At 43.6% G+C, this 26652-nt stretch carries 23 protein-coding genes; 19 read left to right on the top strand and 4 right to left on the bottom strand.

The features are described from left to right. Position 1 precedes the first annotated feature (1 nt). The 4 genes from H7F26_RS05545 to H7F26_RS05530 are packed head-to-tail and all read right to left on the bottom strand — an operon-like array spanning position 2 to position 4891. Positions 2-1264 (bottom strand): glycosyltransferase family 2 protein, encoded by a 1263-nt coding sequence (locus tag H7F26_RS05545; RefSeq protein WP_003177788.1) that lies wholly within the window; start codon positions 1262-1264, stop codon positions 2-4. After that, on the bottom strand, positions 1257-2987 hold the full coding sequence (locus tag H7F26_RS05540; RefSeq protein WP_016885639.1) for a DUF2334 domain-containing protein: 1731 nt from the start codon (positions 2985-2987) through the stop codon (positions 1257-1259). The genes H7F26_RS05545 and H7F26_RS05540 overlap by 8 nt, the downstream gene beginning before the upstream one ends. Then, on the bottom strand, positions 2977-3828 hold the full coding sequence (locus H7F26_RS05535) for a diguanylate cyclase domain-containing protein (RefSeq protein ID WP_003177783.1): 852 nt from the start codon (positions 3826-3828) through the stop codon (positions 2977-2979). The genes H7F26_RS05540 and H7F26_RS05535 overlap by 11 nt, the downstream gene beginning before the upstream one ends. Further along, positions 3809-4891, bottom strand: a complete 1083-nt coding sequence (locus H7F26_RS05530) for a hypothetical protein (protein ID WP_025807337.1) — start codon at positions 4889-4891, stop codon at positions 3809-3811. Before H7F26_RS05530 ends, H7F26_RS05535 begins: the two co-directional genes overlap by 20 nt. A 254-nt stretch (positions 4892-5145) precedes the next feature. Here H7F26_RS05530 and H7F26_RS05525 point away from each other — a divergent pair, with 254 nt between their 5' ends. The 19 genes from H7F26_RS05525 to H7F26_RS05435 all read left to right on the top strand — a co-directional run bounded on the left by H7F26_RS05525 (position 5146) and on the right by H7F26_RS05435 (position 26622). Further along, positions 5146-5580 (top strand): DUF4275 family protein, encoded by a 435-nt coding sequence (locus tag H7F26_RS05525; protein ID WP_003177777.1) that lies wholly within the window; start codon positions 5146-5148, stop codon positions 5578-5580. Positions 5581-5615: 35 nt separating this feature from the next. Then, positions 5616-6554 carry a DNA-binding transcriptional repressor DeoR gene (locus H7F26_RS05520; RefSeq protein WP_003177775.1) on the top strand — a complete coding sequence of 313 codons (939 nt, stop codon included), beginning with the start codon at positions 5616-5618 and terminating at the stop codon, positions 6552-6554. A 125-nt stretch (positions 6555-6679) separates the two neighbouring features. Beyond that, entirely contained in the window at positions 6680-7351 is a 672-nt protein-coding gene (gene deoC / locus H7F26_RS05515) for a deoxyribose-phosphate aldolase (protein WP_185855241.1), read from the top strand. Between the two features lie 81 nt (positions 7352-7432). After that, on the top strand, positions 7433-8614 hold the full coding sequence (locus H7F26_RS05510; protein ID WP_003177771.1) for a NupC/NupG family nucleoside CNT transporter: 1182 nt from the start codon (positions 7433-7435) through the stop codon (positions 8612-8614). 30 nt (positions 8615-8644) lie between these two features. Beyond that, complete coding sequence (locus tag H7F26_RS05505; protein ID WP_003177769.1) at positions 8645-9946, top strand: pyrimidine-nucleoside phosphorylase; 1302 nt, start codon at positions 8645-8647, stop codon at positions 9944-9946. Between the two features lie 328 nt (positions 9947-10274). Next, a complete protein-coding gene (locus tag H7F26_RS05500; RefSeq protein WP_003177767.1) occupies positions 10275-10667 on the top strand; it encodes a DUF5082 domain-containing protein in 393 nt (130 codons plus the stop codon). A gap of 9 nt (positions 10668-10676) precedes the next feature. Next, a complete protein-coding gene (locus tag H7F26_RS05495) occupies positions 10677-10946 on the top strand; it encodes a YwqI/YxiC family protein (RefSeq protein WP_009329967.1) in 270 nt (89 codons plus the stop codon). 17 nt (positions 10947-10963) lie between these two features. Further along, positions 10964-12556, top strand: a complete 1593-nt coding sequence (locus tag H7F26_RS05490) for a ribonuclease YeeF family protein (RefSeq protein ID WP_003177763.1) — start codon at positions 10964-10966, stop codon at positions 12554-12556. Positions 12557-12570: 14 nt separating this feature from the next. Then, a complete protein-coding gene (locus H7F26_RS05485) occupies positions 12571-13350 on the top strand; it encodes a hypothetical protein (RefSeq protein WP_003177761.1) in 780 nt (259 codons plus the stop codon). Between the two features lie 18 nt (positions 13351-13368). Then, positions 13369-13971 (top strand): hypothetical protein, encoded by a 603-nt coding sequence (locus H7F26_RS05480; protein ID WP_003177759.1) that lies wholly within the window; start codon positions 13369-13371, stop codon positions 13969-13971. Positions 13972-14109: 138 nt separating this feature from the next. Further along, a complete protein-coding gene (locus H7F26_RS05475) occupies positions 14110-15555 on the top strand; it encodes a DEAD/DEAH box helicase (RefSeq protein WP_009329965.1) in 1446 nt (481 codons plus the stop codon). Positions 15556-15665: 110 nt separating this feature from the next. Next, on the top strand, positions 15666-17087 hold the full coding sequence (locus tag H7F26_RS05470) for an arabinan endo-1,5-alpha-L-arabinosidase AbnB (protein WP_009329963.1): 1422 nt from the start codon (positions 15666-15668) through the stop codon (positions 17085-17087). 335 nt (positions 17088-17422) lie between these two features. Next, positions 17423-19429 carry an AAA family ATPase gene (locus tag H7F26_RS05465; RefSeq protein WP_003177753.1) on the top strand — a complete coding sequence of 669 codons (2007 nt, stop codon included), beginning with the start codon at positions 17423-17425 and terminating at the stop codon, positions 19427-19429. Positions 19430-19641: 212 nt separating this feature from the next. Next, positions 19642-20631 carry a choloylglycine hydrolase family protein gene (locus tag H7F26_RS05460; protein WP_009329961.1) on the top strand — a complete coding sequence of 330 codons (990 nt, stop codon included), beginning with the start codon at positions 19642-19644 and terminating at the stop codon, positions 20629-20631. Positions 20632-20649: 18 nt separating this feature from the next. Next, complete coding sequence (locus tag H7F26_RS05455; RefSeq protein ID WP_009329959.1) at positions 20650-21192, top strand: hypothetical protein; 543 nt, start codon at positions 20650-20652, stop codon at positions 21190-21192. Positions 21193-21520: 328 nt separating this feature from the next. Next, the gene (locus tag H7F26_RS05450) at positions 21521-23365 is read left to right on the top strand and encodes a beta-glucoside-specific PTS transporter subunit IIABC (RefSeq protein WP_003177744.1); all 1845 of its coding nucleotides are present in this window, start codon (positions 21521-21523) and stop codon (positions 23363-23365) included. 40 nt (positions 23366-23405) lie between these two features. After that, on the top strand, positions 23406-24815 hold the full coding sequence (locus tag H7F26_RS05445) for an aryl-phospho-beta-d-glucosidase (protein WP_009329956.1): 1410 nt from the start codon (positions 23406-23408) through the stop codon (positions 24813-24815). A 110-nt stretch (positions 24816-24925) separates the two neighbouring features. Beyond that, on the top strand, positions 24926-25612 hold the full coding sequence (locus H7F26_RS05440; RefSeq protein ID WP_003177739.1) for a response regulator transcription factor: 687 nt from the start codon (positions 24926-24928) through the stop codon (positions 25610-25612). A 5-nt stretch (positions 25613-25617) separates the two neighbouring features. Beyond that, positions 25618-26622 (top strand): sensor histidine kinase, encoded by a 1005-nt coding sequence (locus tag H7F26_RS05435; RefSeq protein WP_003177737.1) that lies wholly within the window; start codon positions 25618-25620, stop codon positions 26620-26622. Positions 26623-26652 lie beyond the last annotated feature (30 nt).

Here is a 26652-nt window from a genome sequence, read left to right as displayed (position 1 = left end):
GTCACCCGCTTTTCTTTTGATTGTATCGTTCTGTTTTGTACCATGTAACCTTTTGCTTGAACAGGCGGTGCTTGATTTCTACGAATAAAGAATAAATCACGAGCACAATCCAAGCCTGCGAGTATGTAAAGTACATCAGAAAAACGATGAAAAAGTTTTGCCTGTTCATTTCTGTTTTTTCGATGCTCAGTGTAATCATGACCTCCGTCATAAATAGAAAGAAAGCCAAAACCCATAAAATGATAGACAAAAAACCGAATGAAAGATGCAGATTATAAAATAAATTGATGACAAAAATCGCATTTGACATGATGACGCCAAAGAAAAACAAAAAATACGTAAAAAAGAAATAAAACAAATCAAAAATAATCCGTTTTCTCTTCAGCTTGAAAAACTGAGCCAAAAATTTCAGGACGACATACTGGTTGCCGCGAGCCCACCTTGTCCGCTGACGCCACCAGACTTTCCACGTTTCCGGCTCCTGTTCCCAAGTGACGGCCGCCGGAAAGAAGCGGATGTGGTAGCCGAGGTTGTAGACCCGGATCGTAAGCTCGGTATCTTCGGCCAGCGCCTTATCATCCCAGCCGCCCAGCTGTTCGATAATGCTTCTTCTGATGGCGAAATTGGTGCCGGGGATCGTGGCGATTTTGAACCATTTCCATCTCCCGCCCTGTGCCATCCATTGAAAACAAATCGTTTCGATGTTAATAAATTTTGTGAGCAATGTTTTCGCCGCATTGATGACGCGGAATTTTCCCACCACCGCTCCGGCTTTCTGATCATTCATGAGCCCGAGGACAAGGTAATAAACAGCCATTTTTTCCGGCGTGTTGTCGGCGTCATATACACAAATGACGTCCCCGTTTGACTCGGCAAAACCGCAGTTGAGCGCCGACGATTTTCCCTTTCCGGCATGCGGCGGTTTGGTCACGACCATTTTAATAAAGCCGTATTGCGTGGAAAATTCATCCACAATGTCACCCGTCCGGTCGGATGAATTGTCGTTGACGACAATAATCTCCAGCCGGTCCTTCGGATAATAGAGGTTGACCATCGCCTTCAGCGTCTGCCGAATGACGACCTCTTCGTTATGCGCCGGAATCAGAACGCTGACCTTCGGGAGATCCTTCACGTTCTCTTTCCACTTCGGAATGTTCCGTTCGAAGGTCATATAGTGGCGGAATCCGCCCTGCATCAAAAACATGTGATACAGAAGCATGACCCATATTAAGCTTAACGAGACTAGGAACAGAACATTACCCACGGCTTTTTCTCTCCTTAAAGATTCGTTTTTTTAATGTGGCTCTCAAGTAAAGGGTATAGCTCACAAACATGACAACAAACAAGAGCACAATAAGAGAGAGAATCCAAAGCGCCTTTTCCAGCGGGCTTTGCTGGTGATGATCGAAAAACGTCTCAATGGGGCTGACTTTGCTTTTGACTTGAATCGTTCCATCTCCGCTTGTGTGAATTTCTACTTTATCTGTGTTAACAGTTTGCTTTGTCTTTTTAATATCGAGCCATTCGCTGTTTGGAATGCGTTCCATTTGATCAACCAGTTCAGGAAGATATTTCATTCCAAGATAAGGATGATAAAATGCGCCGGCTACTCCGCCTTCAAAATCGATCATTTGAGAGATGCGCTCCTCGACTTTGCCGAGCGGATTTTGCTCCGATTGATCGACATAGCCGATTGTCTCGGGATAGAGCGTCATCCCATGGAGCATGGCCGGATTCGTAACAAATGGACCGGCGCCTGACGTTTTCCATGTTGTATCGCTAAGCTGAACCTGGCCGAACAAGCTTGTGAAATATTGTGAGGCGATTTGATAGCCGTGCTCTGACATCGTATAGTGCGGCGCTTCAAACGCGAGCGGATACAGCCCTTCCGCGGTGAGATCCTCAATAGCGTTCGTCAGCTTCTGCCGCGTGTAAGTTTCTTCATTCTTTCTGAACGGCTTCAAATAGTTTTGATATGCCTCTTCATTCGGAAAGCTCTGTTCCTTTTGCAAAAGGGTCGCGGGTTCTTCCGCATTTTCCGATGTGATCGGCTGATCGGCTTTGGCATCCCAAAACTCGAATCCTTCACCGGTTTCGCTGTAGCGGTATGTATGGGTATACCCGTGGACAATTACGCTTCCGCCCATATCCTGAAGCTTCCTCAGTACTTTGACCAGCTTCGGCTTTTCAGACATATAGACTTTGTCGCCTGTTTCAGGATTGACATATACCGGAATCACAGAAAGGATAAAAGGAATATTCCGTTTATGCAGATAAGATCCGGCTTGGAGCAGCAGTTTTTCATCCGACATCGGGCTGATATCCTCAAGCCGCAAATATAACAGCGTGCTGCCGGCCGTTTCACCAAATGCCTGTCTGAGCTGTTTAGCGGCGAGGAGGCTGTTGTTTAGCAAATCGGTTAACCCGATGTACACGTTTCCTTTGCCGGTTTTCCATCCAAAAGGACGAGCTTTTCCTTCGTCAGCTTTGTATGTGTACAATGCTTTTCCCTTCAATCCTGATACGTCGAGGACACGGACTCCGCTTTCTAAAGAGGAATCGATTTCCTCATTTGTGCTGCGAATCTGATACACATTGTCTTTGCTTTTGAGCGTAAGACCTGCAAATTGGCTGAACTGCCCGGCGTTAAAGCCGATCGCTATCACAGGTTTTTTGGAGGAGCTGATCAGCTGCGCGAGCTTTTTGCTCAGCTTTCTTTTCGTTTGTCCGTAATAGATGACGCGGTCTTTTGTTGCGAGATCCGATGCTTTGACATCCGCGTCTTTTATGACGGCCACACGGGATGAAAAATGGCCGGCGATAAGGTCGAGAATTTTCACATCGGCTGACTCTTTTCCATCCAATGTTGAATAGACGATGAGAATGCCGTGCTCCTGCTGCTTTGCCTCGGCGCTGTCCGGAACATAAAAAGCCGCAGACAGGATAAGCACAGCCGCGTATAGAAGTAATAGCCGCTTACAGTTCATTCATCATCATCTCGTTTTCTAGTTCTTCTAAAAATTGATCGGCAGTCTTTAAATCGTTCTGATATGATAAGTGGCACACGTGGAAGGTCAAGGTGACATACTTGCCGTTTTTCAGCTGGTACGTATCCAGCTGTTTCTTCAGTTTTTCAAGGACGGCGGGCATATGTTCGGCAGGCGTGTGTGTCAGCAGGATGCCGAACCGCTCCTCGGCAGGCCGGAACTTTTTATCGGTTTCCCGGACACATGATCTGATTTGACTGCTGACAAATTGAAAGAGACGATCGGTTTCTTTTTCTCCGTACAGGGATTTGAACTCTTTGAAATAATGCATATGAAGCAGTAAAAAAACAAACGAGTTGCCATACCGCTCCGCCCGCTTGATTTCTTCTGACAGCTCCAGCTTCATCCTCTGTTTATTATCAAAGCCTGTCACCCTGTCAATCGCAACAAAGCTTTTGATTTCGTCTTGAAGGTGTTTGACGGAGCGGTGAAGTCCGATCGCGATGTCGTGTATTCTCCCTGACATAAAGGAAAACAGCAACAGCGCCACTCCCCAGATGACGAGCATTTGCAGTCCGGTTTCAGACGAAGCAGCTTCTCCTTGGCCTGTGTGAAAAAACATCATCAAAGTGCCGAGAACAAACAGGACGATGATGGTCCCAGCCAGTGCGTAAATCGATCCGAGCCATATTCCTGCTGCGATGATGGCAAGTGTGATGCAAATGATGAGAACGGGTTCGAACCGCTGGACTGAGATATAATGGATGAACAACGCAAGCGCTGCTGCAAGTCCTGTCATATAAGCGAACATTTTATGCGATTCATTGAATGAGATTTTCATTTAAAAGCTTCCTTTCGGCTAATAGGGGCAGCAGATTATCAAAAGAATGCGTATCATTTCCGCTCATATATCCCCCATAATACGTCTCGGACGAATCAAGAATTTCAAAATCATTCATTCGATCATACAGCGCTTTAATGACGGTTTTATCTTCGTTTTGGTTGATGAAGAATAAAATCGCCAACGCGTAGACGGATGGAGACTCGTATTGGACCGCCGGCTTTTTTGTATCGAGCGAATACCGGCCATACAGTTTTCCGCCGGTTTGAAACGTCTGTTTGAGCCAATCCGCTAATACAGCGGCTTTTTGATCCTTCGGAGGTAAATGCCAAGCTGCGTAAAGCTGATCAATGAGATTGACTTCATGGTCATAGGTGTATGCTTTCGTTTCTGTACTGTATGCTTTTGGGAGAAAACCGTTTTTCAAAGGGGCGAGATAAAGAATGCTGGCATTCCGACTTTCGAGTTCTTTATTTATCACTCCATTCTTTTTCAAGATGGATAGCGCATCTGGCATGATATAGGAAAGCGTGATATCTTTTGCCGCGGATTGAGAGGCGGAGTCGTAAAAGTCCGTCAATATCCCGTTGTTCATGTTGTATTTTCTTAATGCGGCACCGATGTTCCGAGCGGTTTGTTTATACTCGCTGTTTCCCCATAGAGCTGCCGCTTGATCGAGGCTCACCATGATTCTGAGATCATCGATCAGGGCGTTCACCCCGCTTGCCTGGCCGTTTTGGATTTGCCATGACACCAGGTTGTTGTTCATAAGGAAGGATTCGTTCAGGTGCTGATATTGCTCATGGAAATGCTCGCCGTCTTTTTTGCTGATCAAAAACTCCATCCACAAGCCAAGCGATTCCGACAAGTAAACAGGCTGGTCGGAAAAGCCGGTTTTGATCAGCCCCTGATCGCTCATTAAATGACGGTAAACGAAGTGTTCGGCAGGCTGAAGCGCTTCATCATTTTTCTCATCATCTGACTGATCTTCAGCTTTGATACAGCCGACGGCCAGACTGACGGATAAAAAGCACAGGATCATACCAATCCATATATACCTCACGGGTGCTTTCACGATAGATCACCCCGAATGTTTTTTTGAGTAATGATTTTGACTTATTTATTATAAATGAAAAAATGGAGATTGCTAGATTTATTTGATCTTTTTGGGCTATCCAAAAACAGGACGTAAGTCCAATAATAAAATGTTTTTCCATCAATAGCAGGATTTTCGTATTGATTTTTAAAAGGGGAAATGTAGAAGAGAACTAGCGGGTGTGCTAGCGCTTGGAAAAATAAAATAAACGGAGGGCCTGAATGTACATCATCAGCAAGCTTGAAAGACAAAATGTGAAAGTGACAGAAATACCGAAGTGGGGCTCTTACTTGAGAAAAACGTGGGAAAACCGTTTTGCCGCAAGCATGGAGCTTCCGGAAAGGGACGCGATCTTGGTGAGCCATTTTTTGTGGCATTTATTCAGCTATGGGATGAAGCCGTGTTTTACCGGCGGACAGGCCGATCAAGCCTTTAGCGAACAGCCGAAGCGCGATTGCTTTTTATTCTACCAGCACACGTATGACGCCTATATTCTTGAACATGCTGAACAACTGATAGCCGCAGATCTGAAAGGAGAAGAAGATGCATATATAACGGATAAACATATGACATGGACATATGCGGTGACGCATGAGTCTGCATACGGACCGTATTTTGCAATTCAGCTGGATGAGAAGGAGCATGAACCTATATAATATGGGTTAAAGCGTTACTAAAGGGGAGGAACGTGATGGACAAGGAAAAACAGCAATTGAGCATTGAAGCAGCGAGGCTCTACTATCAGTCTGACTACAGCCAGCAGCAAATCGCCGAACAGCTGCAGATTTCAAGACCGACGGTATCAAGGCTGCTGCAGTTCGCCAAGGAAAAGGGGTATGTCCAAATCCGCGTTATGGACCCGTTTGAAGATATGGATGCGCTCGGTGCGATGCTTGAGGAAAAATACGGGCTTCTAGAAGCGCATGTTGTCTTTTCGCCGACCGCGGATTATACGACCATCACGCATTATCTCAGCCGCTTCGGGGCCGAATATATGCACGGCGCAGTCAAGGACGGCGACATTGTCGGCGTCAGCTGGGGGACGACGATGTACCAAATCGCCCAAAATATGCAGCCTAAACAGGTGAAGGGCGCAGAGGTCGTTCAACTGAAAGGCGGAATCAGCCATTCCAGCGTCAACACTTATTCGTCTGAAACGATTCAGCTGTTTGCCGAAGCTTTTCAAACGATGCCGAGGTATTTGCCGCTTCCGGTCGTGTTTGACAATCCGGAAGTCAAACAGATGGTGGAACAGGACAGGCACATCAAGCGGATCATAGAAATGGGAAAACAGGCAAACATTGCGTTATTTACAGTCGGCACGGTACGCGATGAAGCCTTGCTGTTCAGGCTGGGGTATTTTCATGAAGAGGAAAAAGCCCTCCTGAAAGAACGTGGAGTCGGCGATATTTGTTCGCGCTTTTTTGATGCGGAAGGAAACATTTGCAGCGATGCTATCGATTCGCGGACGATCGGCATTGAATTGGCTGACTTGAGGGAAAAAGAACGGTCGATTCTCGTAGCGGGCGGCAGCCGGAAAAAAGCCGCTATTCATGGTGCGCTCAAAGGCAAGTATGCCAATGTGCTGATTATTGATCAGCACACGGCGAAAGAACTGCTTGATGACTGAAGTGTCCAGGAAGAACAGCCTGGATTTTACTTTATTTTCTATTGAACAAAATTTCATATGATAATTTACATTTGTTCAAAAATCGGTTATGCTGAAACTATCTTATACAAAGGAAGTGCTAGTAAATGACGATTGCAAATCTCATTGATCATACAGCATTGAAACCGCAAACACAAAAATCCGAGATTAAGAAATTAATAGAAGAAGCGAAAGCATACCAATTCGCTTCAGTCTGCGTCAACCCGACATGGGTCGAATTTGCCGCCGAAGAGCTGAAGGGAACGGAAATCGACGTTTGCACGGTCATCGGTTTTCCGCTGGGCGCCAACACGACAGAGACAAAAGCGTTTGAAACAAAAGACGCTATCGCAAAAGGCGCGACAGAGGTGGACATGGTCATCAACATCGCCGCTTTAAAAGACGGAAACGATGACTTTGTCGAGGCCGACATCCGCGCGGTCGTTGAAGCCGCAAAAGATAAAGCGCTTGTTAAAGTCATCATTGAAACGTGTCTGTTGACAGACGAAGAAAAAGAGCGCGCCTGCCGCCTGGCTGTTGCTGCCGGTGCCGACTTTGTCAAAACCTCAACCGGGTTCTCAACCGGCGGAGCGACAGCGGAAGATATCGCCCTGATGCGGAAAACCGTCGGACCAGACATCGGTGTCAAAGCATCCGGAGGGATTCGAACAAAAGAGGACGTTGAAACCATGATCTCAGCAGGAGCGACACGGATCGGTGCAAGCGCAGGCGTTTCCATCGTCAGCGGAGCAGAAGGAAAAAATGAAGATAACTACTAAGATCCAGTGCGGCGGGAAGCGGAAGCTTCCTGCGCGCAGATACAAAAATGTAAGCGAATACATCACCAGGAGGATCAAAACATGAAATATCTCATCGGGCTCATTGGTTTATTTGTCGTCTTAGGGCTTGCATGGCTGGTCAGCAGCGGAAAGAAAAGAGTGAAATACCGCCCGGTTATCGTCATGATCGTGCTGCAATTCGCATTGGGATATATATTGCTGAACACGGGTGTCGGAAACTATCTCGTCGGCGGTTTTGCCAAGGGCTTCGGCTATTTGCTTGAATATGCGGCAGAAGGTGTGAATTTTGTCTTTGGCGGACTGGTGAATGTGAATGAATCCACATTCTTCATCAGCGTACTTCTACCGATTGTTTTTATATCTGCTTTAATCGGTATTCTGCAATATTGGAGAATCCTTCCGTTTATTATAAAATATATTGGTCTTGCGCTCAGCAAAATCAACGGGATGGGCAAACTGGAGTCATACAATGCCGTGGCTTCGGCGATACTGGGGCAATCTGAAGTATTCATTTCGTTAAAAAAGCAGCTTGGCCTGCTGCCTAAACACAGACTTTATACGCTGTGCGCTTCGGCGATGTCGACCGTCTCGATGTCTATCGTCGGCGCCTATATGACGATGCTGAAGCCCGAATACGTTGTCACCGCGCTCGTATTGAACTTATTCGGCGGATTTATTATCGCTTCGATTATCAATCCTTATGAAGTCGATCGAGAACATGATATGGTAGAGGTACAGGAAGAGGAAAAACAATCCTTCTTTGAAATGCTGGGCGAATATATTATGGACGGCTTTAAAGTCGCCGTCGTCGTGGCCGCCATGCTGATCGGATTTGTCGCGATCATCGCAATGATTAACGGCATTTTCAGCGCCGCACTAGGTATATCATTCCAGGAACTGCTCGGATTTATTTTTGCACCGTTTGCCTTCCTGATGGGTATTCCATGGCATGAAGCGGTGAATGCTGGAAGTATCATGGCAACCAAAATGGTCTCAAATGAATTTGTCGCGATGCAGTCTCTCGCACAAGGCAGCTTCCATTTCAGCGGCCGCACCGAAGCGATTGTTTCCGTCTTCCTCGTCTCATTTGCCAATTTCTCATCGATCGGTATTATCGCCGGTGCGGTTAAAGGACTGAATGAGAAACAAGGAAACGTCGTCGCGCGCTTCGGGTTGAAATTGCTGTACGGCGCAACGCTCGTCAGTTTCTTGACAGCGACCGTTGTAGGATTGATCTATTGATAAACATTGAAAAAAGGACTGGTGATCACAATGAGAATGGTTGATATCATCACAAAAAAACAAAATGGAGAAGAATTGACAACAGAAGAAATTCAATTTTTCATTAAAGGCTACACCGACGGCAGCATTCCTGACTATCAAGCGAGCGCTCTGGCGATGGCCATCTATTTTCAGGACATGACGGACAGAGAGCGGGCCGATCTCACGATGGCGATGGTCAACTCAGGCGAAACGATCGACCTTTCCGCGATTGAAGGTATCAAGGTCGACAAACACTCAACAGGAGGCGTCGGCGACACGACGACGCTCGTACTTGCACCGCTTGTCGCGGCTCTCGACGTACCCGTCGCCAAAATGTCGGGACGCGGCCTCGGACACACAGGGGGAACAATTGACAAGCTCGAAGCGATCAAAGGGTTTCACGTGGAACTTTCCAAAGATGAATTCATCGAGCTCGTCAACCGCGACAAGGTCGCCGTTATCGGCCAAAGCGGAAACTTGACGCCTGCTGACAAAAAACTGTACGCCCTTCGCGATGTGACAGGCACGGTCAATTCGATCCCGCTGATTGCCAGCTCGATCATGAGCAAGAAAATCGCCGCAGGGGCGGATGCGATTGTCCTTGACGTCAAAACGGGCGCCGGCGCATTTATGAAAACCGATGAAGATGCAGTCAACCTTGCAAAAGCAATGGTCCGCATCGGAAACAATGTCGGCCGCCAAACGATGGCCGTCATCTCCGACATGTCCCAGCCGCTGGGGTTTGCCATCGGAAATGCGCTTGAAGTGAAAGAGGCGATTGATACATTAAAAGGCGAAGGTCCTGAAGACTTGACTGAGCTTGTCTTAACATTGGGCAGCCAAATGGTCGTTCTCGCCAAAAAAGCGGAGACCCTTGACGAAGCAAGAGAGAAACTGATCGACGTGATGAAAAACGGAAAAGCGCTGCAAAAATTCAAAGACTTCCTGCAGAATCAAGGCGGCGACAGCTCTGTCGCGGATAACCCAGAAAAGCTGCCTCAGGCTGCCTATAAAATCGACGTTCCTGCCAAAGAAGCGGGTGTCGTGTCTGAAATCGTCGCCGATCAAATCGGCGTTGCGGCCATGCTGCTGGGCGCCGGCCGCGCAACAAAAGAAGACAAAATCGACCTCGCCGTCGGCATCATGCTCCGCAAAAAAGTCGGCGACGCAGTCGAAAAAGGCGAACCATTGGTTACCCTATACGCAAACCGCGAAAATGTCGATGACGTCATCGCAAAAGTCTACGACAACATCCAAATCGCGGAAACAGCCGAAGCACCGAAGCTTGTGCATACGGTGATTACGGAATAGAGGAACATGCAAAACAGCACATACCTTTGGGTGTGTGCTGTTTTTTTGATGTCACGGAATTTGAGAAAAGGTCATTTGAACTAAGTCCAGGACGCTATTTTAAATAACATCGTTTGTATCTTGAATTGATCGATTCAAGAAAATCCAAGAAAACCAAGTCCATTATCCTATTTACCTATTTTGGATGATATTGTAATATGAAAAAGGTCTGATTTACAAGAACGTTAGATTCTCCCGTAAAGCAACAATATACCTAACCGAAATACAGTGGAATAAGCGAATAGTAACGTGCGGATTTTTATTTTCTGAAAAATGAGGTGAACCCGATATGTCTAACCATGCTGCTAAAATCTCTTCTTTGGAAAAAGATATTTCTTCTTTATCTCACAATATAAAGGATACCCAAAGCAAAATCGCTGAACTGAAAAAAGCAAAAACAGCTATTACCGGTGAACTTCACACCCTTTCAAACAATGCCACTCTCATCAATCAGCCAGATATTACATCACATATATGGAATGGCAGACATACAAAGCAATTTATCAATATTAGATCAAACATTGCACACAGCTATCAAAATATACAGAGAGAAACAGATGGTCTGATTTCGCATATTGAGCAAGAGATTGAAAATCTTGAAATGCAAATTTCTAATATGGAGATGTTTCTAAGTATACAAAAACAACAGCTTACAGATATAAAAAAACAAGTCAATCATTGAGGTGAAATAATGGCAGAAATAAAGGTAAAAGCAGAAGAAGTCAAAACGGTGTTTTCAAGCCTTCAGACAAAAATCAGCGCACTTTCGATATCAGGTTCAAAAGCCGATATCTCTAATTCTTCAATGGATGTAGTGAACAAAATAAAAAAAATCGAAAAGGAATACGAGCAACTACTAAAAAAATACAAGGAGGCGCTATCATCAGTTGAAAAGGACGCATGGTCAAACATTAAAGTCTTGATTGATACTGATAAAAACATCTCTCAAAAAATGAAATAAGGAGGGCTGGTTTTCTCTTGAAAGTTTTAGATGTTTCTGAAGTCATTGACGCGATTGACCAATTGATTAAGGAAAAAAAGCAGGAGGAAAAAGAGATCAACGCCATAAGGGAAAGTGTACAAAAAATTGCAGAGCTTGATGATGCATTAAAAGGAGAAGGCGGAAATGCGATCAAAGAACACTTTTCTGTTCTTCATCTTCCCGTGCTGCTTTATTTTCAGCACTTTATAGATCAATACATACAGAATTTAAAAGACATTAAAGCAAAAATCAGAACTTATGAATCAACAGAGGGTTTTGTAAAAGAAGAATTTCTGACGCATGACGTCAAAAAGGGCTTAACAGAACTGAAACGTCAAACGAATGATACGGTTGATTCGATTAATGACGAAGTTGATAAAATCAGCCACTTAATTGGGGGCGGATCTATCTCTTTGGCATCATTTAATGAGCATATTTCCGAAGCCAAAAAACATGTGAACAACACGGTGTCTGATTTAAAAGAGCTTGATCGCGATGCTAATTCTATATTAAAACAATCGTCAAATTCGATCGCTCAGCTATCCAAGCTCACTGAAAAGGTGAACACTTGGTCAAAGGGAGGCGCGATCTTATCTAAAAAAACGATTAAAGAGGTTGAAAACTACTTTTCTGAAACAGATGTCGTTAAACAAATGATTGACGAAGCCGTTGATTTAGCAGAAAAACAAGACGATCCGACAATGATGGGCAGAATCGCTGAATGGCTTGATTTAATCGGAACAGGAAACGGCGCGTTGGCCGTAACAAAAGGCGTCATAGCCGTGAATGTACTGGCGACGAAAATGCTTGAGCTTGAAAAAGACGGAAAAGGAAACTTCCGTGTGAAAGCCTCTCCGAAATGGACGCAAGGAGCTAACGGAAAATACGATTCCAAGGTGGCTCAGTTTGTTTACAACATCCTGAAAAAAGGCGATCCAAACTCAAGCAAACCAATAAAAAAATGGCTCGGCAAATTTCAAAATAAACCAAGCGGCCTTTTGAGAAAGATTGTTGGATTGGGGCCTAACACAACAAGGATCTCCTACAAGAAAATTTTGGAGAGCCAAAGTTTCCTAAAGCATAAGCCAGAGGAACTGAAGAGTTATAAGACTAAGGTTGATGTGAAAGGGACTGTTGGGAAGTTTAAGGATGAAGCTAGTATTACAAAACTCGCCAAAAAAATACCTTATGCTGGAACAATATTCTCCTTGACTACAAATGGAGCTGAGTTTTTTAGTGATGATAATAAAGATAAATCTTGGTTCGAAAAATTTGGCCGATTTTCAGCAGGGATTGGAATGGATGCTGGAGTTGGAGCGTTGACCGCTAGCGGAGCTGGACTGGGTTCATTAGTATGTCCAGGTCCTGGCACCCTTATTGGAGGAGCAATTGGAGCTGGTATTGGTATAACAGGATCCATAATTGCGGGAGATCAAGTAAAAGAATGGGGAGAAGATGCTGCAGGTTGGATAGAAGATAAAGGTAAGGAAGCTGGTGAATGGTTAAGTCAAAAGGCCTCTGAAACTACAGATACAATTTCAGACGGACTCTCAGGTGCAAAGGAATTTGTCACTAGCTGGTTCAGGTAATAAGGAGGAGTATAATGTTAGACTCTAAAATTATATTAACAACAAATGAACTCGTTGCCGCATTTTTATTGTGTAGGTATGAAAAAGCTGCTGAAGATATTATCAATGATCAGCAGTTGATTCAAGATGAAAAAGATATTGAGCCATTTTCAATTCAAGCCGAAAATCTTTTAAAACAAAGAGGATATTGGGCTGATGGCACAGAATCTAATTTACAAAAAGGGTTAGAAAACCTGATTCACTTACTCATTCAATCAAAGCGAAAAGTTCGTTGTATCCATCGGAAAAGGGTGCTGATTGTACACCATGTTCAAAAAGATGAACTCATTGTGCAGGAGATCGAAAATCAAAATCATAGTTTTTCGATTTTAAGAAGCAGAGAGTCGTTTTTAGAAATGTTGAAAACATTTTATCATTCATATACAGATAAAAAACCAGAACATGAAATTTTTGAAATGGATGAAGATTCATTTGATGAGTTTCACGAGGTTGAAGCTGACGTTATTAAAAGAATGGCGGAAGACCCGAAAACGCATCCGACTATAAGTCAATTTTCCTTTGACTTTTTAGCAAACAACCAAGAGCTCGATAATATTTCTTTTGTAGAAAGTGACTATATTCAAAATCAAACAAGATTAGATCAAGTTGCTTTTTTATTAAGAAGTGATAATTTCATTTGGCATTTAGATTATGAAAATATTAAAAAAACTGGCTCGCTATATCTTCTACCAGTGGCAGTCGACGAATATTTTGGGAAAATAGTGGATACAATGAATGAATTTTATGATTTATAGTAGAAAGGATTTCTATTTATGTTCTCTTTTAAAAAAAGCCGATTCTTTTGGCTGAGAAGCAATGTTATTCTAATATTGTTAACTGCTCTATTGTTGTTGAATAAACCTTATTGGGAAAAAAACGCCAATGTTATGTTTTTTATGTTTGTTTGCATTGCTGAGCTGTTTATCATTTTACTTGCATTGGTATATGGTTTTCAAACAAAAAAGACAATTGCGCGCCCTCCTTCAAGAGCTATAAGAAAGACCAATATCCCAATAGGTATATTTGTTTTTTCTATTTTTAGTTTATTTTTTGGATTTGCGATGTCAGGGGATATACCGTATCCCAATTCTGCGCTTATCATATATTTAACAATTAACATGGTGTTTGCATTTGTTTCTTTGTTTGTACCAACATTAATCATTAAGCTATATGAAGTCAACGTATATGACGAATCAAATGGGCTGATCACCGACTTTTTTCGATATGTAGCCATTCTGGTTTCCTCTTTAAATTACGAAGTCCAAATCGTTTTAGCCCGCCTCCCTTTTGTATTACAGCGTCTACTGGGCGTCATTTTCATCGCTGTTTTGCTGTGGGAGCTTACTATGATCGGATTAATTTTTGAAAACAATTGATACTGTAGGGTGTTTCTTAGGGTTGCACTGATTGCAGCCTCTTTTTCATGTCTTTTTGAAATCAGTCATGATTCGCGTATAATCACATTCATAACACCATCATTCACTGGAAATCATATGACCAAAAGGAGTCCATACATGAGCAAAGCCAGTTTTAAAGAATATGCATTAAGCGGCGATATTACGAAAGCGCTCGATCATTTAGGGTATAAGCACCCGACTGCGGTGCAGAGCGAGGTGATTCCCGCGGCGCTTAAAAAGCGGGATGTTGTTGTGAAATCGCGGACGGGGAGCGGGAAGACGGCCGCGTTCGGAATTCCGCTTTGCGAGTTGACCGAATGGGAAGAGAACAAACCGCAAGCCTTGATTTTGACACCGACGCGCGAGCTTGCCGCTCAGGTAAAGGAGGATTTGACGAACATCGGCCGCTATAAAAGAATAAAAGCAGCGGCTGTTTACGGGAAGTCGTCCTTTGAACGGCAAAAAACGGAGCTCAAGCAAAAATGCCATATCGTTGTCGGGACGCCGGGCCGCGTATTGGATCACATTGAAAAAGGAACCTTTCCATTAGAAAAACTGAAATACCTTGTCATCGATGAGGCCGATAAAATGCTGAATATGGGATTTATCGATCAAGTGGGAGCGATCATCCGCCATTTGCCTGAAGAACGGCTGACAATGCTGTTTTCTGCAACTTTTCCGGAGGATGTGGAGCAGCTATCCCTTCAATATATGAAAGACCCTTTAAAAATCGAGATGAAAGCAGGCGGTACGACAACCGCAGACATCGAGCATCAACTGATCATTGTAGATGAAAATGATCCATTTTCGCTTTTAGTGGATCTGATCATTGTTGAAAACCCGGACAGCTGCATCGTCTTTTGCCGCACACAGGAGCAAGTGAATGAGTTGCAGCGGCGCTTAGCCGGTTTGGGTTATCCGTGCGCGAAAATTCACGGAGGTATGCCGCAGGAGGACCGTTTTGCCGTGATGAATCGCTTCAGACGGGGAGCGTTCCGCTATTTAATCGCGACAGATGTGGCGGCAAGAGGTATCGACATTGAGAACATCACACATGTCATCAACTATGAGCTGCCATTAGATCAAGAAAGCTATGTGCATCGTACCGGCAGAACAGGCCGAGCCGGCAGCCGGGGAAAAGCGATTACTCTTGCCAGTCCGCGTGAAAAGGGGATGATCGCTGATATTGAAGACTATATCGGCTTTCCCATTCCTATTATTGAGACGCCGTCAAAAGAAGAAATTGCACGAGCAAAAGCGGCTTTTCTAAAGAAAATCAATACGAAACCGGAGCTTAAACAGGACAAGAGCGAACCGTTAAATAAAGAAATCATGAGGCTCTACTTTAACGGGGGAAAAAAGAAGAAACTGAGAGCCGTTGATTTCGTCGGAACGATTGCTAAAATTGACGGCGTCTCGGCTGAGGATATCGGGATTATCACGATCCAGGAGCAAGGTTCATTCGTTGAAATTTTAAACGGCAAAGGTCCGCTCGTCTTAGATGCGATGAAAAACACGACAGTGAAAGGGAAATTGCTGAAAGTGCATAAAGCGAGGAAATAATCTTAGGCTGCCGATTTTGTCGGGAGCTTTTTTGCTCGTAATAAACCTTGGATAAGCAGCATATGATGGATTGTCAAAAAATGAAAGCGTTTTAAAAGAGAGGAGAACAAATGAATATGAGAAAGTGTTTCATCCAAGTCCTTGCATTGCTTTTCATCATTGCTGCATGTTTCGCGCCAAACCAAGCCTCTGCACAAACTCAAAAACCTGTTTTTTCAGAAGTGACGGTACATGATCCATCGATTATTAAAGCGAATGGCACGTACTATGTCTTCGGCTCCCATTTAGCTTCGGCCAAATCGACGGACCTGATGAATTGGACGCAAATTTCCTCGAGTGTCCACGACGGCAATCCTCTGATTCCGAACGTCTATGAAGAATTAAAAGAAACCTTTGAATGGGCTGAATCTGATACGTTGTGGGCGCCTGATGTCACCCAGCTTGAGGACGGCAAGTTTTATATGTATTACAACGCCTGCCGCGGGGATTCTCCGAGATCCGCCCTCGGGCTTGCTGTCGCAGACGACATTGAAGGCCCATACAAAAATAAAGGCATTTTTCTGAAGTCGGGAATGGATGGGATCAGCAATGACGGGACGCCTTATGACGCGACAAAGCACCCAAATGTCGTCGATCCCCACACATTCTTTGATCAAAACGGAAAGCTGTGGATGGTGTACGGCTCCTATTCCGGCGGAATTTTTATTTTAGAAATGGACAAGAAAACCGGATTTCCGCTTCCGGGACAGGGATACGGCAAAAAGCTGATCGGCGGCAACCACAGCCGTATTGAAGGCGCATATATTCTCTACCATCCTGAAACACAGTATTACTACCTGTACATGTCCTTCGGGGGGCTTGCCGCTGACGGCGGGTACAACATTCGCGTCGCCCGCTCCAAAAACCCTGACGGCCCTTATTATGATGCAGAAGGCCACGCGATGATTGACGTCCGCGGCAAAGAAGGAACGCTTTTTGACGATCGTTCAATCGAACCGTACGGCGTCAAACTGATGGGAAATTTCTCATTTAACAATAAAAACGGCTATGTGTCGCCGGGCCATAACTCTGCCTTTTACGATGAAAAAAGCGGTAAATCATATTTAATCTTCCACACCCGCTTCCCGGGACGGGGCGAGGAGCACGAAGTCCGCGTCCACCAATTGCTGATGAACAAACAAGGCTGGCCGGTTGTCGCCCCTCACCGCTATGCCGGAGAGAAGCTTGAAAAGGTTAAAAAGTCAGATGTGATTGGCGATTACGAATTGGTGAGGCACGGCAAAGACATCTCCGCAGATATTAAAGAATCGAAAGAAATCCGCTTGAATCAAAACGGCAAAATAACAGGCGCAGTAGCCGGAACGTGGAAGAACACGGGGCATAACAAAATAGAACTCAAGATCGACGGAAAAACCTACGATGGCGTGTTTTTGCGCCAGTGGGATGCGGCTTCTGAGCGTAAGGTGATGACGTTTAGTGCGTTGTCTCGTGAGGGGGATGCAGTTTGGGGGAGTAGTGACATGCAAAATTAATATAAATCGAGCGAAACAATTTTAAAAGTTAATCTAGAGAACTTTATCGACAGGACAGTATATAAAAAGAAGGAGTGGTTTAACACCACCCTTTTTTTATTGGCAGGCCTATAATTACATACAGCTGTAAAAATTATTTAAAACAAAACTAAAGTTGAAATATAAAGAAAAACAACCGATAATATAGATGTACTTGGCTTTAATGGAAGAAGTGTGATTTTTTGGGTAGTCACTGAAAATAGTTCGTATTGTTTTTAGGAAAATCGATAAGTTGATAGAATTTGATATTTGAAAACAAAAACACAATATATTTTTGAAGGGATCGATTAAGTTCTATGTTAATATCATCTTTTATAAATGGTTACAAATCATATAATAAGGCTTATTTTGTTCCCATTACTATAGGGTTACATGATAAATATACAGTATACATAGGCAATAATGGAGTTGGGAAAAGTGGAATTTTAGAAGCAATAGACGTTTTCTTCAATAATAGAGAGTGGAATGTTTATAAAGGAGCAAAAAAGGATGATGTCTATATTTCTCCGGTTTTCTTGATTAATAAAAAAGAGTTTAATGCAAGGTTTGAGAATCATAATAGATTTAATAGGGCAGAAATAAATGAATTTCAAAAAACAATAGCTGATTTAACTAAAATAAGCGACTATATATGGGGTAATTTAGATGGTATTGTACGAGGTAGTTCTCGTAGAGAGCATATAGATAAATTTTTTGAAATGAAAAGAAAATTAGAGGATAGATATAAAGAAGATTACTATCTATTAGTTATAGGTGTTAAGAGTAATGGAAAAACTACCTTAAATCCCTTTCAAGGGTACTTGGGGAAATTAATTGAAGAATCGGAAAAGAGGATGGATAAAATCAGGAAAATGATTTTGTTACACTACTCTTATGTTTATATTTCAGTAGAACAAAGAGCAAATGATATACTTAAAATTGAAGCGGAACAAATGCAAAAGTTGATGAGTAGGGATGTACTAGAGTTAGTAGATAAAATTATTGAACAACCATTAAATATTGAAGGTAGAAATATTAATTTTTTAAGTTATATTAATCAAAATCTTGATAAATTTATGGATGAAATAAATGAGAAAATAAAATGTATTGATACAAGGTATGATTATGGGGTTAGTGCAAATTATAAAAAACGATTAACAAGGACTGATTTAAGAGATAAAATACTTGAAGCATATTTTTTAAAGAAGTCATTAAGACATAATCAACGGGAAATTTCAAAATTAAGTTCGGGAGAACAGAGAAAGGCTTTAGTAGACATAGCATATGCTTTTCTTTCTAACTTTAATCAAAAGGAAAAAGAAATCGTGTTAGCTATCGATGAACCAGAAGTTTCATTAAATGTTGCAAACTGCTTTGCTCAATTTACTAGAATAGAGGATTTAGCTAATAAATTTAATAGTCAGATAATAATTACAACACATTGGTATGGTTTTTTACCTATAACTACTAAGGGACAGTTAATACATTTAGAAAAAAGTATTGATAATTTAAAAATAAACCAATATAGCTTTTTTAATTACTTGGATAATCAAAGAAGCTTTCCAGAAGATGTAGAATTGAAGAGTATGTTTGATTTGGCTACTAGTATCTTAAGCTATATAAAAACAAATGAAACTCATAGTAATTGGATAATATGTGAGGGTGGAGACGATAAAATTTATCTAGACACAATATTGCCAGAAAATAAAGAATACAGAATTCTACCAGTTGGCGGCTGTGGAAATGTTGTGAAGTTATTCAATCTTTTACTTAATCCACTTCTTATAGATAAGAAAGAGAGAAAAGAGTTTAAAGGAAAGATTCTTTGTATTATCGATACAGATGAGACAAAAATGAATTATAAATTTGAAAATTTAAAAGATATGCCTATATCCTTAAGACGATTGCAGGTGTTTAAATCTAATAATGAAGAAGTTATAAAATTATTAGACGTTGCAAAACAAGGAACCATTTATGAAAAAACAGAGATAGAAGACTGTCTTGATCCACAAATTTATTATAATTCAATAAAAACAGTAATTTTGTCAAGCCAAGACAGTAATATTATAGACTTATTTAATAATTTTGAACTCAATAGGGAAAAGAAATTTTCAAAAATAAGCGGAGACGATTCATTGTTGTTACCCAATGGAAATGAAGCATATAGAAGAAAGAATGAGTTAGTTTCTTTCCTAGAGAAGCCCGAAATTAAAATGCTTGTAGCAAAAGAATACAGTCAGGAGTCTCAATCTACAAATATAACACATGCATTAGCCATTGAAATTATAGATTATTTTGAAGAATCGATGATAACAGTCAGTTAGAAAATGTCTTAAATTCCTTTAAGTTCAAATTATCTGTTGAAATAAAAAAGATATTAAACTCATTTAATTCCTTTATTGCCATTATTTTGGAAATCGAGGTTTTTTTGTGGTTATTTCATCTAGTTAAAGCAACATTTTGACGAATCTTTTCCAATTCGTTAACATAAAAATAGTTCACGAAGTGTAATATCAAACAAAAAGGATGAAGCGCAATGTGTACAAGTATCACGTTGACGACTGCGGGCCGGGAGCATTTATTGGCGAGGACGATGGATTTTGATTTTGAGCTTAACGGGGAGGTGCTGTTGCATCCGCGTCGCTACAAATGGAAAAGTGAAGCGGACGGCAGCGAGCATGCCGGCCGGTATGCGTTTATCGGGATGGGCAGAAGGCTCAAGAATGCTCTGTTTGCCGATGGTGTGAATGAAAAAGGATTGTCTTGCGCGGCGCTTTATTTCCCGGGCTATGCTGTGTATGAAAACGAAGCAAAAGAGCAAAGCCGCAATCTTGCGCCGCACGAATTCGTGACATGGGTGCTGTCGGAATGCGGCGATTTGGAGGATGTGAAAAAAGCGGCTGTTTCCTTAAACATTGTTGAGAGAGAGGTCAGCTTGCTGAGTACGGTGACGCCGCTGCATTGGCTATTAACGGACCGCTCCGGGGCAAGCGTCGTTGTTGAACCGACGGCAGACGGCATTCAAATTCATGATAATCCGGTCGGCGTGCTGACGAACAGTCCGGATTTCCCTTGGCATTTGACCAATTTGCGCAACTTTATCGGTCTTCAGCCGGGACAGTTTGCCGCGAAAAAAATGGGAGGCCTGACGCTGTCGGCTTTTGGTCAAGGTTCCGGGCTGTCCGGATTGCCAGGAGATTTTACGCCGCCATCCCGCTTTGTCAGGGCTGCATTTTTGAAAGAGCACATGAAGCCTGTGTCCGATGAAACAGAAGGCGTCTCTGCCGCGTTTCATGTCCTCTCCAATATGAATATTCCTAAAGGGGTTGTTATGACTGATCAAGGCGAAGACGATTACACCCAATATACGGCGGTAATGTGCAGCGAGACGTGCAGCTACTATTTTCACCATTATCAAAACAGGCAGATTCAAAAGGTTTGCTTATTACAGGAAGACCTGGACAGCAACGAATTAAAGGCGTTTCAGCCAAAGCAGGAAGAGACGGTTCATTCTCTTCAATCATAAACGAAAGAAGGAGCAACATTGCAAAACAAAGCAGCAGACAGACTCATTTTATTAGGCATCAGTTTACATAGCATATATTGGTTGTTCATTTTATTTTTGTTTTTTCATTTCAAACATCAGCTTGACGCTTATGCTGTTTGGAATCCAAATGTCACGGACGGATATATGGAGGCTGGAACTTTCGTAGCTGCGCTGAAATTGATGCTCTACTCAGGCACATTATTTAATTTGGGCCTCTTGTTCATTTTGGGCTTGCTGATAGTGATATTAGCACAGTCGATCATTTTTATTGCCTTGGAAATCGCCGCTTACGTAAAAATCAAAAAAGATCCGTTTTCTCCATGGGGATCTTTTATTTTAGCGATGGGCATTAAAAACATTTTCACGAACTTATCAGGGATTCCGTTTATGGCTGCCGGATTCATTCTTCATAAGCAGCAGGAACCGAAAGAAGCAGTTGTAGAGCCGGCGGCGCGAAGGAAAGCAAGGCGAAACCCTGCATTGCTTATGAAAAAGGCGGCGAAAGCTAGAAAACGAAGAAATGAAGGTATAAAGTCTTAGTTTTTAGTTTTCATGTATTCTATTTTTTATGAGACATTTGTAATGAAAGCGTTGACATGAACAAAAACGGGTGCTAAAGTATAGTTACAAACTAATATCAGCAAGTTTCTTAAGGATTGTTACTGCTTTTGCAGGCAAAACCTAAGTTGCGTACAGCTTTCTGGGGCATTGTCCCGTTTAAGCCGGCGTAATTTAGGTTTTTTTTATACCCAAAATAAGGAGGTGATGTGAGATTTCGAGGATTCTTTCGGCAGCAGGCCAATAAAAAAAGCCGGGTGAAGGCGGCCACCTTCAGTCCGGCAGATTCCCCCAAAGAGGAGGTACTCATATGGATTATAATAAAGTATCGAAGGACATTTTACAACTCGTGGGCGGTGAAGAGAACGTACAGAGCGTGATTCACTGCATGACAAGACTGCGTTTCAATCTTTATGACAATGCGAAGGCAGACCGCGCGAAACTGGAAAGTCTTCCGGCTGTAATGGGCACCAACATCAGCGGCCAGCAGTTTCAAATCATCATTGGAAATGATGTCCCTAAGGTGTATAAAGCGATCATTGCCAACAGCGGGCTCAGCGATGAAAAAGCGGGCGAGCAGCAAGCTGGCAAAAAGAAAAACGTGCTGTCCGCCATTTTTGATGTGATATCAGGCGTATTTACGCCGATTCTCCCGGCGATCGCCGGAGCGGGTATGATCAAGGGGATCATTGCAATCGCCGTCACGTTCGGCTGGATGAGCGAAACTAGCCAGGTCCACACCATTTTATCCGCCATCGGCGACGGAGCATTTTACTTCCTGCCGATTTTGCTGGCGGTCAGTGCCGCGAGAAAATTCGGCAGTAATCCTTATGTTGCGGCGGCGATCGGAGCGGCGATTCTGCATCCCGATCTGACAGCGCTTCTCGGTTCAGGGAAAAGCATTTCCTTTGTCGGATTGCCTGTAACCGCTGCCACTTATTCGTCGACCGTCATTCCGATCCTGCTCGCGATTTGGATTGCATCTTACGTTGAGAAATGGATTGACAAAGTCACCCCGACTTCGTTGAAGATGATTTTTGTACCGACGCTGACGCTGCTGGTTGTCGTGCCTGTCACATTAATTACGGTCGGTCCGCTCGGTGCGATTGCAGGGAACTATCTGTCAATCGGTGTGAACGGTTTATTTGAAAATGCCGGTTTAATCACGATGATCCTTTTAGCAGGAACGTTCTCGCTGATCGTCATGACAGGAATGCACTATGCTTTCATTCCGGTTATGTTCAACAACATTACGCAAAACGGCTACGATTACTTGATACCTGCGATGTTCTTGGCGAATATGGGGCAGGCTGGCGCGTCATTTGCCGTCTTCCTGCGATCCAGAAATAAGAAATTCAAATCATTGTCGCTGACGACAAGCATCACGGCTTTGATGGGGATTACAGAGCCGGCGATGTACGGTGTCAACATGAGGCTGAAAAAGCCGTTTGTATCCGCGCTTCTCGGCGCCGCTGTCGGAGGAGCATTTTACGGCATCACCGGCGTAGCAGCATATATTATTGGCGGAAACGTCGGTTTGCCGGGAATTACGACGTTTATCGGCCCGACTTTTATACAGGCAATGATCGGTATCGTCATCGCGTTCTTTGCCGCAACGGCGTTTGCTTTTGTATTGGGGTTTGAAGACATTCCTTCAGATGAAGCCGCTGAACAAGGAGCCGCTCCATCTGAAGCGGGCGCGGGAGAGATCATTCAAAGCCCGCTGAAAGGCGAAGTCAAAGCATTGAGTGAAGTGGATGATGCGACATTTTCTGGAGAAGTCATGGGAAAAGGCGTCGCCATTGAGCCTGAAGAAGGCAAAGTGGTGTCGCCGGTATCAGGCACGATCACAACCGTTTTTCAAACGAAGCACGCCCTCGGCATTACAAGCGACAATGGGGCGGAAATTATTATCCATATCGGAATCGACACGGTGAAATTGAACGGCGAGCACTTTACCGTGCATGTCAATAAAGGCGACGCTGTAAAACCGGGAGACGAGCTTGTCTCATTTGATATGGATGCGATTAAGGATGCAGGCTATCAGTTGATCACGCCGGTTATCATCACAAATACGGACCGGTACCAGTCGATCAAACCTTTGAAATCAGATGAAAGCGTTGACATTGAGGAAGCGCTGATCGCGCTGGCGTAGAAAGAGGAAAGCCTGACAAATTTGGATGAGGTGAAATGATATGACTGAACAAACGAAAAAGTTTCCTGAAGGTTTTTTATGGGGCGGAGCGGTTGCCGCAAACCAAGTGGAAGGCGCCTATAATGTCGGCGGGAAAGGACTCTCGACAGCCGATGTGTCGCCGAACGGCGTCATGTATCCATTCGATGAGTCGATGGAGTCATTGAACCTGTATCATGAAGGCATCGATTTTTACCACCGCTACAAAGAAGATATCGCTCTTTTCGCCGAAATGGGATTTAAAGCATTCCGGACATCGATTGCCTGGACGCGGATTTTTCCTAACGGCGATGAAACTGAACCGAATGAAGAGGGACTCGAATTTTATGATCGCCTCTTTGACGAGCTATTAAAATACAATATTGAGCCAGTGGTGACGATTTCCCACTACGAAATGCCGCTCGGTCTGATTAAAAAATACGGCGGCTGGAAAAACCGGAAAGTGATCGATTGCTATGAGCATTATGCGAAAACGGTTTTCACCCGCTATAAAGAAAAAGTAAAATACTGGATGACATTCAATGAAATCAACATGGTTCTGCATGCGCCGTTTACAGGCGGAGGCCTTGTGTTTGAAGAAGGCGAAAACAAGTTAAATGCGATGTACCAAGCGGCGCATCATCTATTTGTCGCAAGCGCTCTTGCCGTTAAAGCGGGGCACGACATCATTCCGGACGCTAAAATCGGCTGCATGATCGCCGCAACGACGACATACCCGATGACGCCAAAGCCGGAAGACGTGCTCGCTGCGATGGAGAATGAGAGAAGAACGCTGTTTTTCTCGGATGTACAGGCGCGCGGGGCTTATCCGGGCTATATGAAGCGCTTCTTTAAGGAAAACGGAATTACGATTGAAATGGCTGAAGGTGATGAAGACATCTTAAAGGAAAACACCGTCGACTATATCGGTTTCAGCTACTACATGTCAATGGTCGCAAGCACGAGTCCGGAAGACTTGGCAAAAACAGAAGGCAACCTGCTCGGCGGCGTCAAAAATCCGTACCTTGAATCGTCCGAATGGGGCTGGCAGATCGATCCTAAAGGGATCCGCATTACGCTGAATACATTGTACGACCGCTATCAAAAGCCGCTTTTCATTGTTGAAAACGGGCTCGGCGCCGTCGATGTCGTCGAAGAAGACGGCTCCATCCAGGATGACTACAGAATCAACTATTTACGCGATCATTTAAAAGAAGTAAGAGAAGCCATTGCAGACGGCGTCGACTTAATCGGCTACACATCATGGGGCCCGATCGACCTGGTCAGCGCATCCACCGCCGAAATGAAAAAGCGCTACGGCTATATTTACGTCGATCGTGACAATGAAGGAAAAGGCACGCTTTCAAGAACGAGAAAGAAAAGCTTTTACTGGTATAAGAAAGTAATCGAAACGAATGGCGAGAGTTTGTGATATACAGAATGGCTGTCCTTTACAGGACGGCCCTTTTTTTTCTCTGTAGCGCGTGAAAACAATTTGCTATACACTTGATTTAGAAAATAGAAAAAAGCGCGGTGAGGCAAATGTTTAAACTGCTGTTGATAGAAGATGATGAATCGCTGTTTCAAGAAATAAAAGAGCGGTTAACCGGGTGGTCATACGAGGTATACGGCATCAACGATTTCAGCGAAGTGATGCAGGAGTTTGCGGCGATTAAGCCAGACTGCGTCATCATCGATATTCAGCTGCCTAAATATGACGGGTTTCATTGGTGCCGGCAGATCCGCTCCCGTTCCAACGTTCCGATTCTCTTTTTATCTTCGCGCGATCATCCTGCTGATATGGTCATGTCCATGCAGTTCGGAGCGGATGATTATATTCAGAAGCCGTTTCATTTTGACGTGCTGATTGCCAAGATCCAGGCGATTTTCCGTCGCGTCTACGACTATAATACAGAGCCTGAGATTCTTAAAAAAACGTGGTGCGGTGCAACCGTTGATCCCGAACAAAACCGCGTCAGCAATAAGGCGGGGGCGATCGAACTGACAAGGAATGAAATGTTCATTTTAAAACAATTGATCGACCAAAAAAACAAAATTGTCAGCAGGGAAGAATTGATGAGAAGCCTATGGAACGATGAACGCTTTGTCAGCGATAACACGCTGACAGTCAACGTAAACCGCTTAAGAAAAAAACTCGATGCCTTGAACTTGGGGCAATATATCGAGACGAAGGTCGGCCAGGGCTATATGGCGAAAGAAGAAGGATGATGAGAATGCTGAAAGCGTTTTTGACCGAGAGGCGAAGCTGGATCGCCATATTTGTTTTGCAGCAGATCCTCTTTCTGTTTATCGCTTATGTCGATGCATCCATTCCTTTTACGTCGATTTTGTATATGACCTATTTGTCCTCGTTTATTTTTATCGTTTTTGTAATTGTCCGCTTTCGGAAGGAAACGAAGTTTTATAAAAGTCTTGAAGAATGGGACCACAATCTCGATGTGACAAACATTCGAGAGGCGGAAACCCCTTTTGAAACGATGATTGAAAAAAGCATAGCCGAACAAACGAAACAGTTAAAGCAAGAGGCGGCACAGCATCGCCTGGCATTGGAGAATGAAAAAGATGAGCTCATGGCCTGGATACATGAAGTCAAAACGCCGCTTACCGCCATGCATTTGATCATGGAGACGATTGAGGATCAATCTTTAAAAGCGAGGCTTGCGTACGAATGGCTGCGCATCCACCTGCTGCTCGACCGCCAGCTCCATCAAAAGCGGATGTCATTTATCGAAAATGACTTGTCCCTTGAAGTCCTAGAGCTTAAACCTATGATCTTTAAAGAAATAAAAGATTTGCAATCATGGTGCATTCCAAAAGGGATCGGGTTTGATATACAGCTGGAGGCGGGGGAAGTGCTCAGCGATGCGAAGTGGCTGTCTTTTATCATTAGGCAGCTGCTGACAAACGCGGTGAAATACAGCGAAGCATCCGATGTTTTGATTAAAAGCTATGAGCAGGATGGCAAAGTGCATCTCGCTGTTCAAGACTTTGGACGGGGCATCGATCCAAAAGATATGCCGCGCGTGTTTGACAAAGGCTTTACATCAACAACGGAGCATCATGATCAGGCCGCCACGGGAATGGGGCTGTACTTGGCAAAAAAAGCGGCAAAGCCGCTCCTGATTCATATCGAGGTTGATTCTAAACCGGGAACGGGTACAACCTTTACGCTGATTTTTCCAATGCGGAATGAATTTTCCCGTGTGCTGGGCGTGTGACAAAAATGTCACACGCTTTTCTTTTTTGTT

This window comes from Bacillus sp. PAMC28748 (assembly GCF_014250415.1).
GTDB classification, from domain to species: Bacteria; Bacillota; Bacilli; order Bacillales; family Bacillaceae; genus Bacillus; species Bacillus licheniformis.
This window is presented reverse-complemented; position numbering and strand designations above follow the sequence as displayed.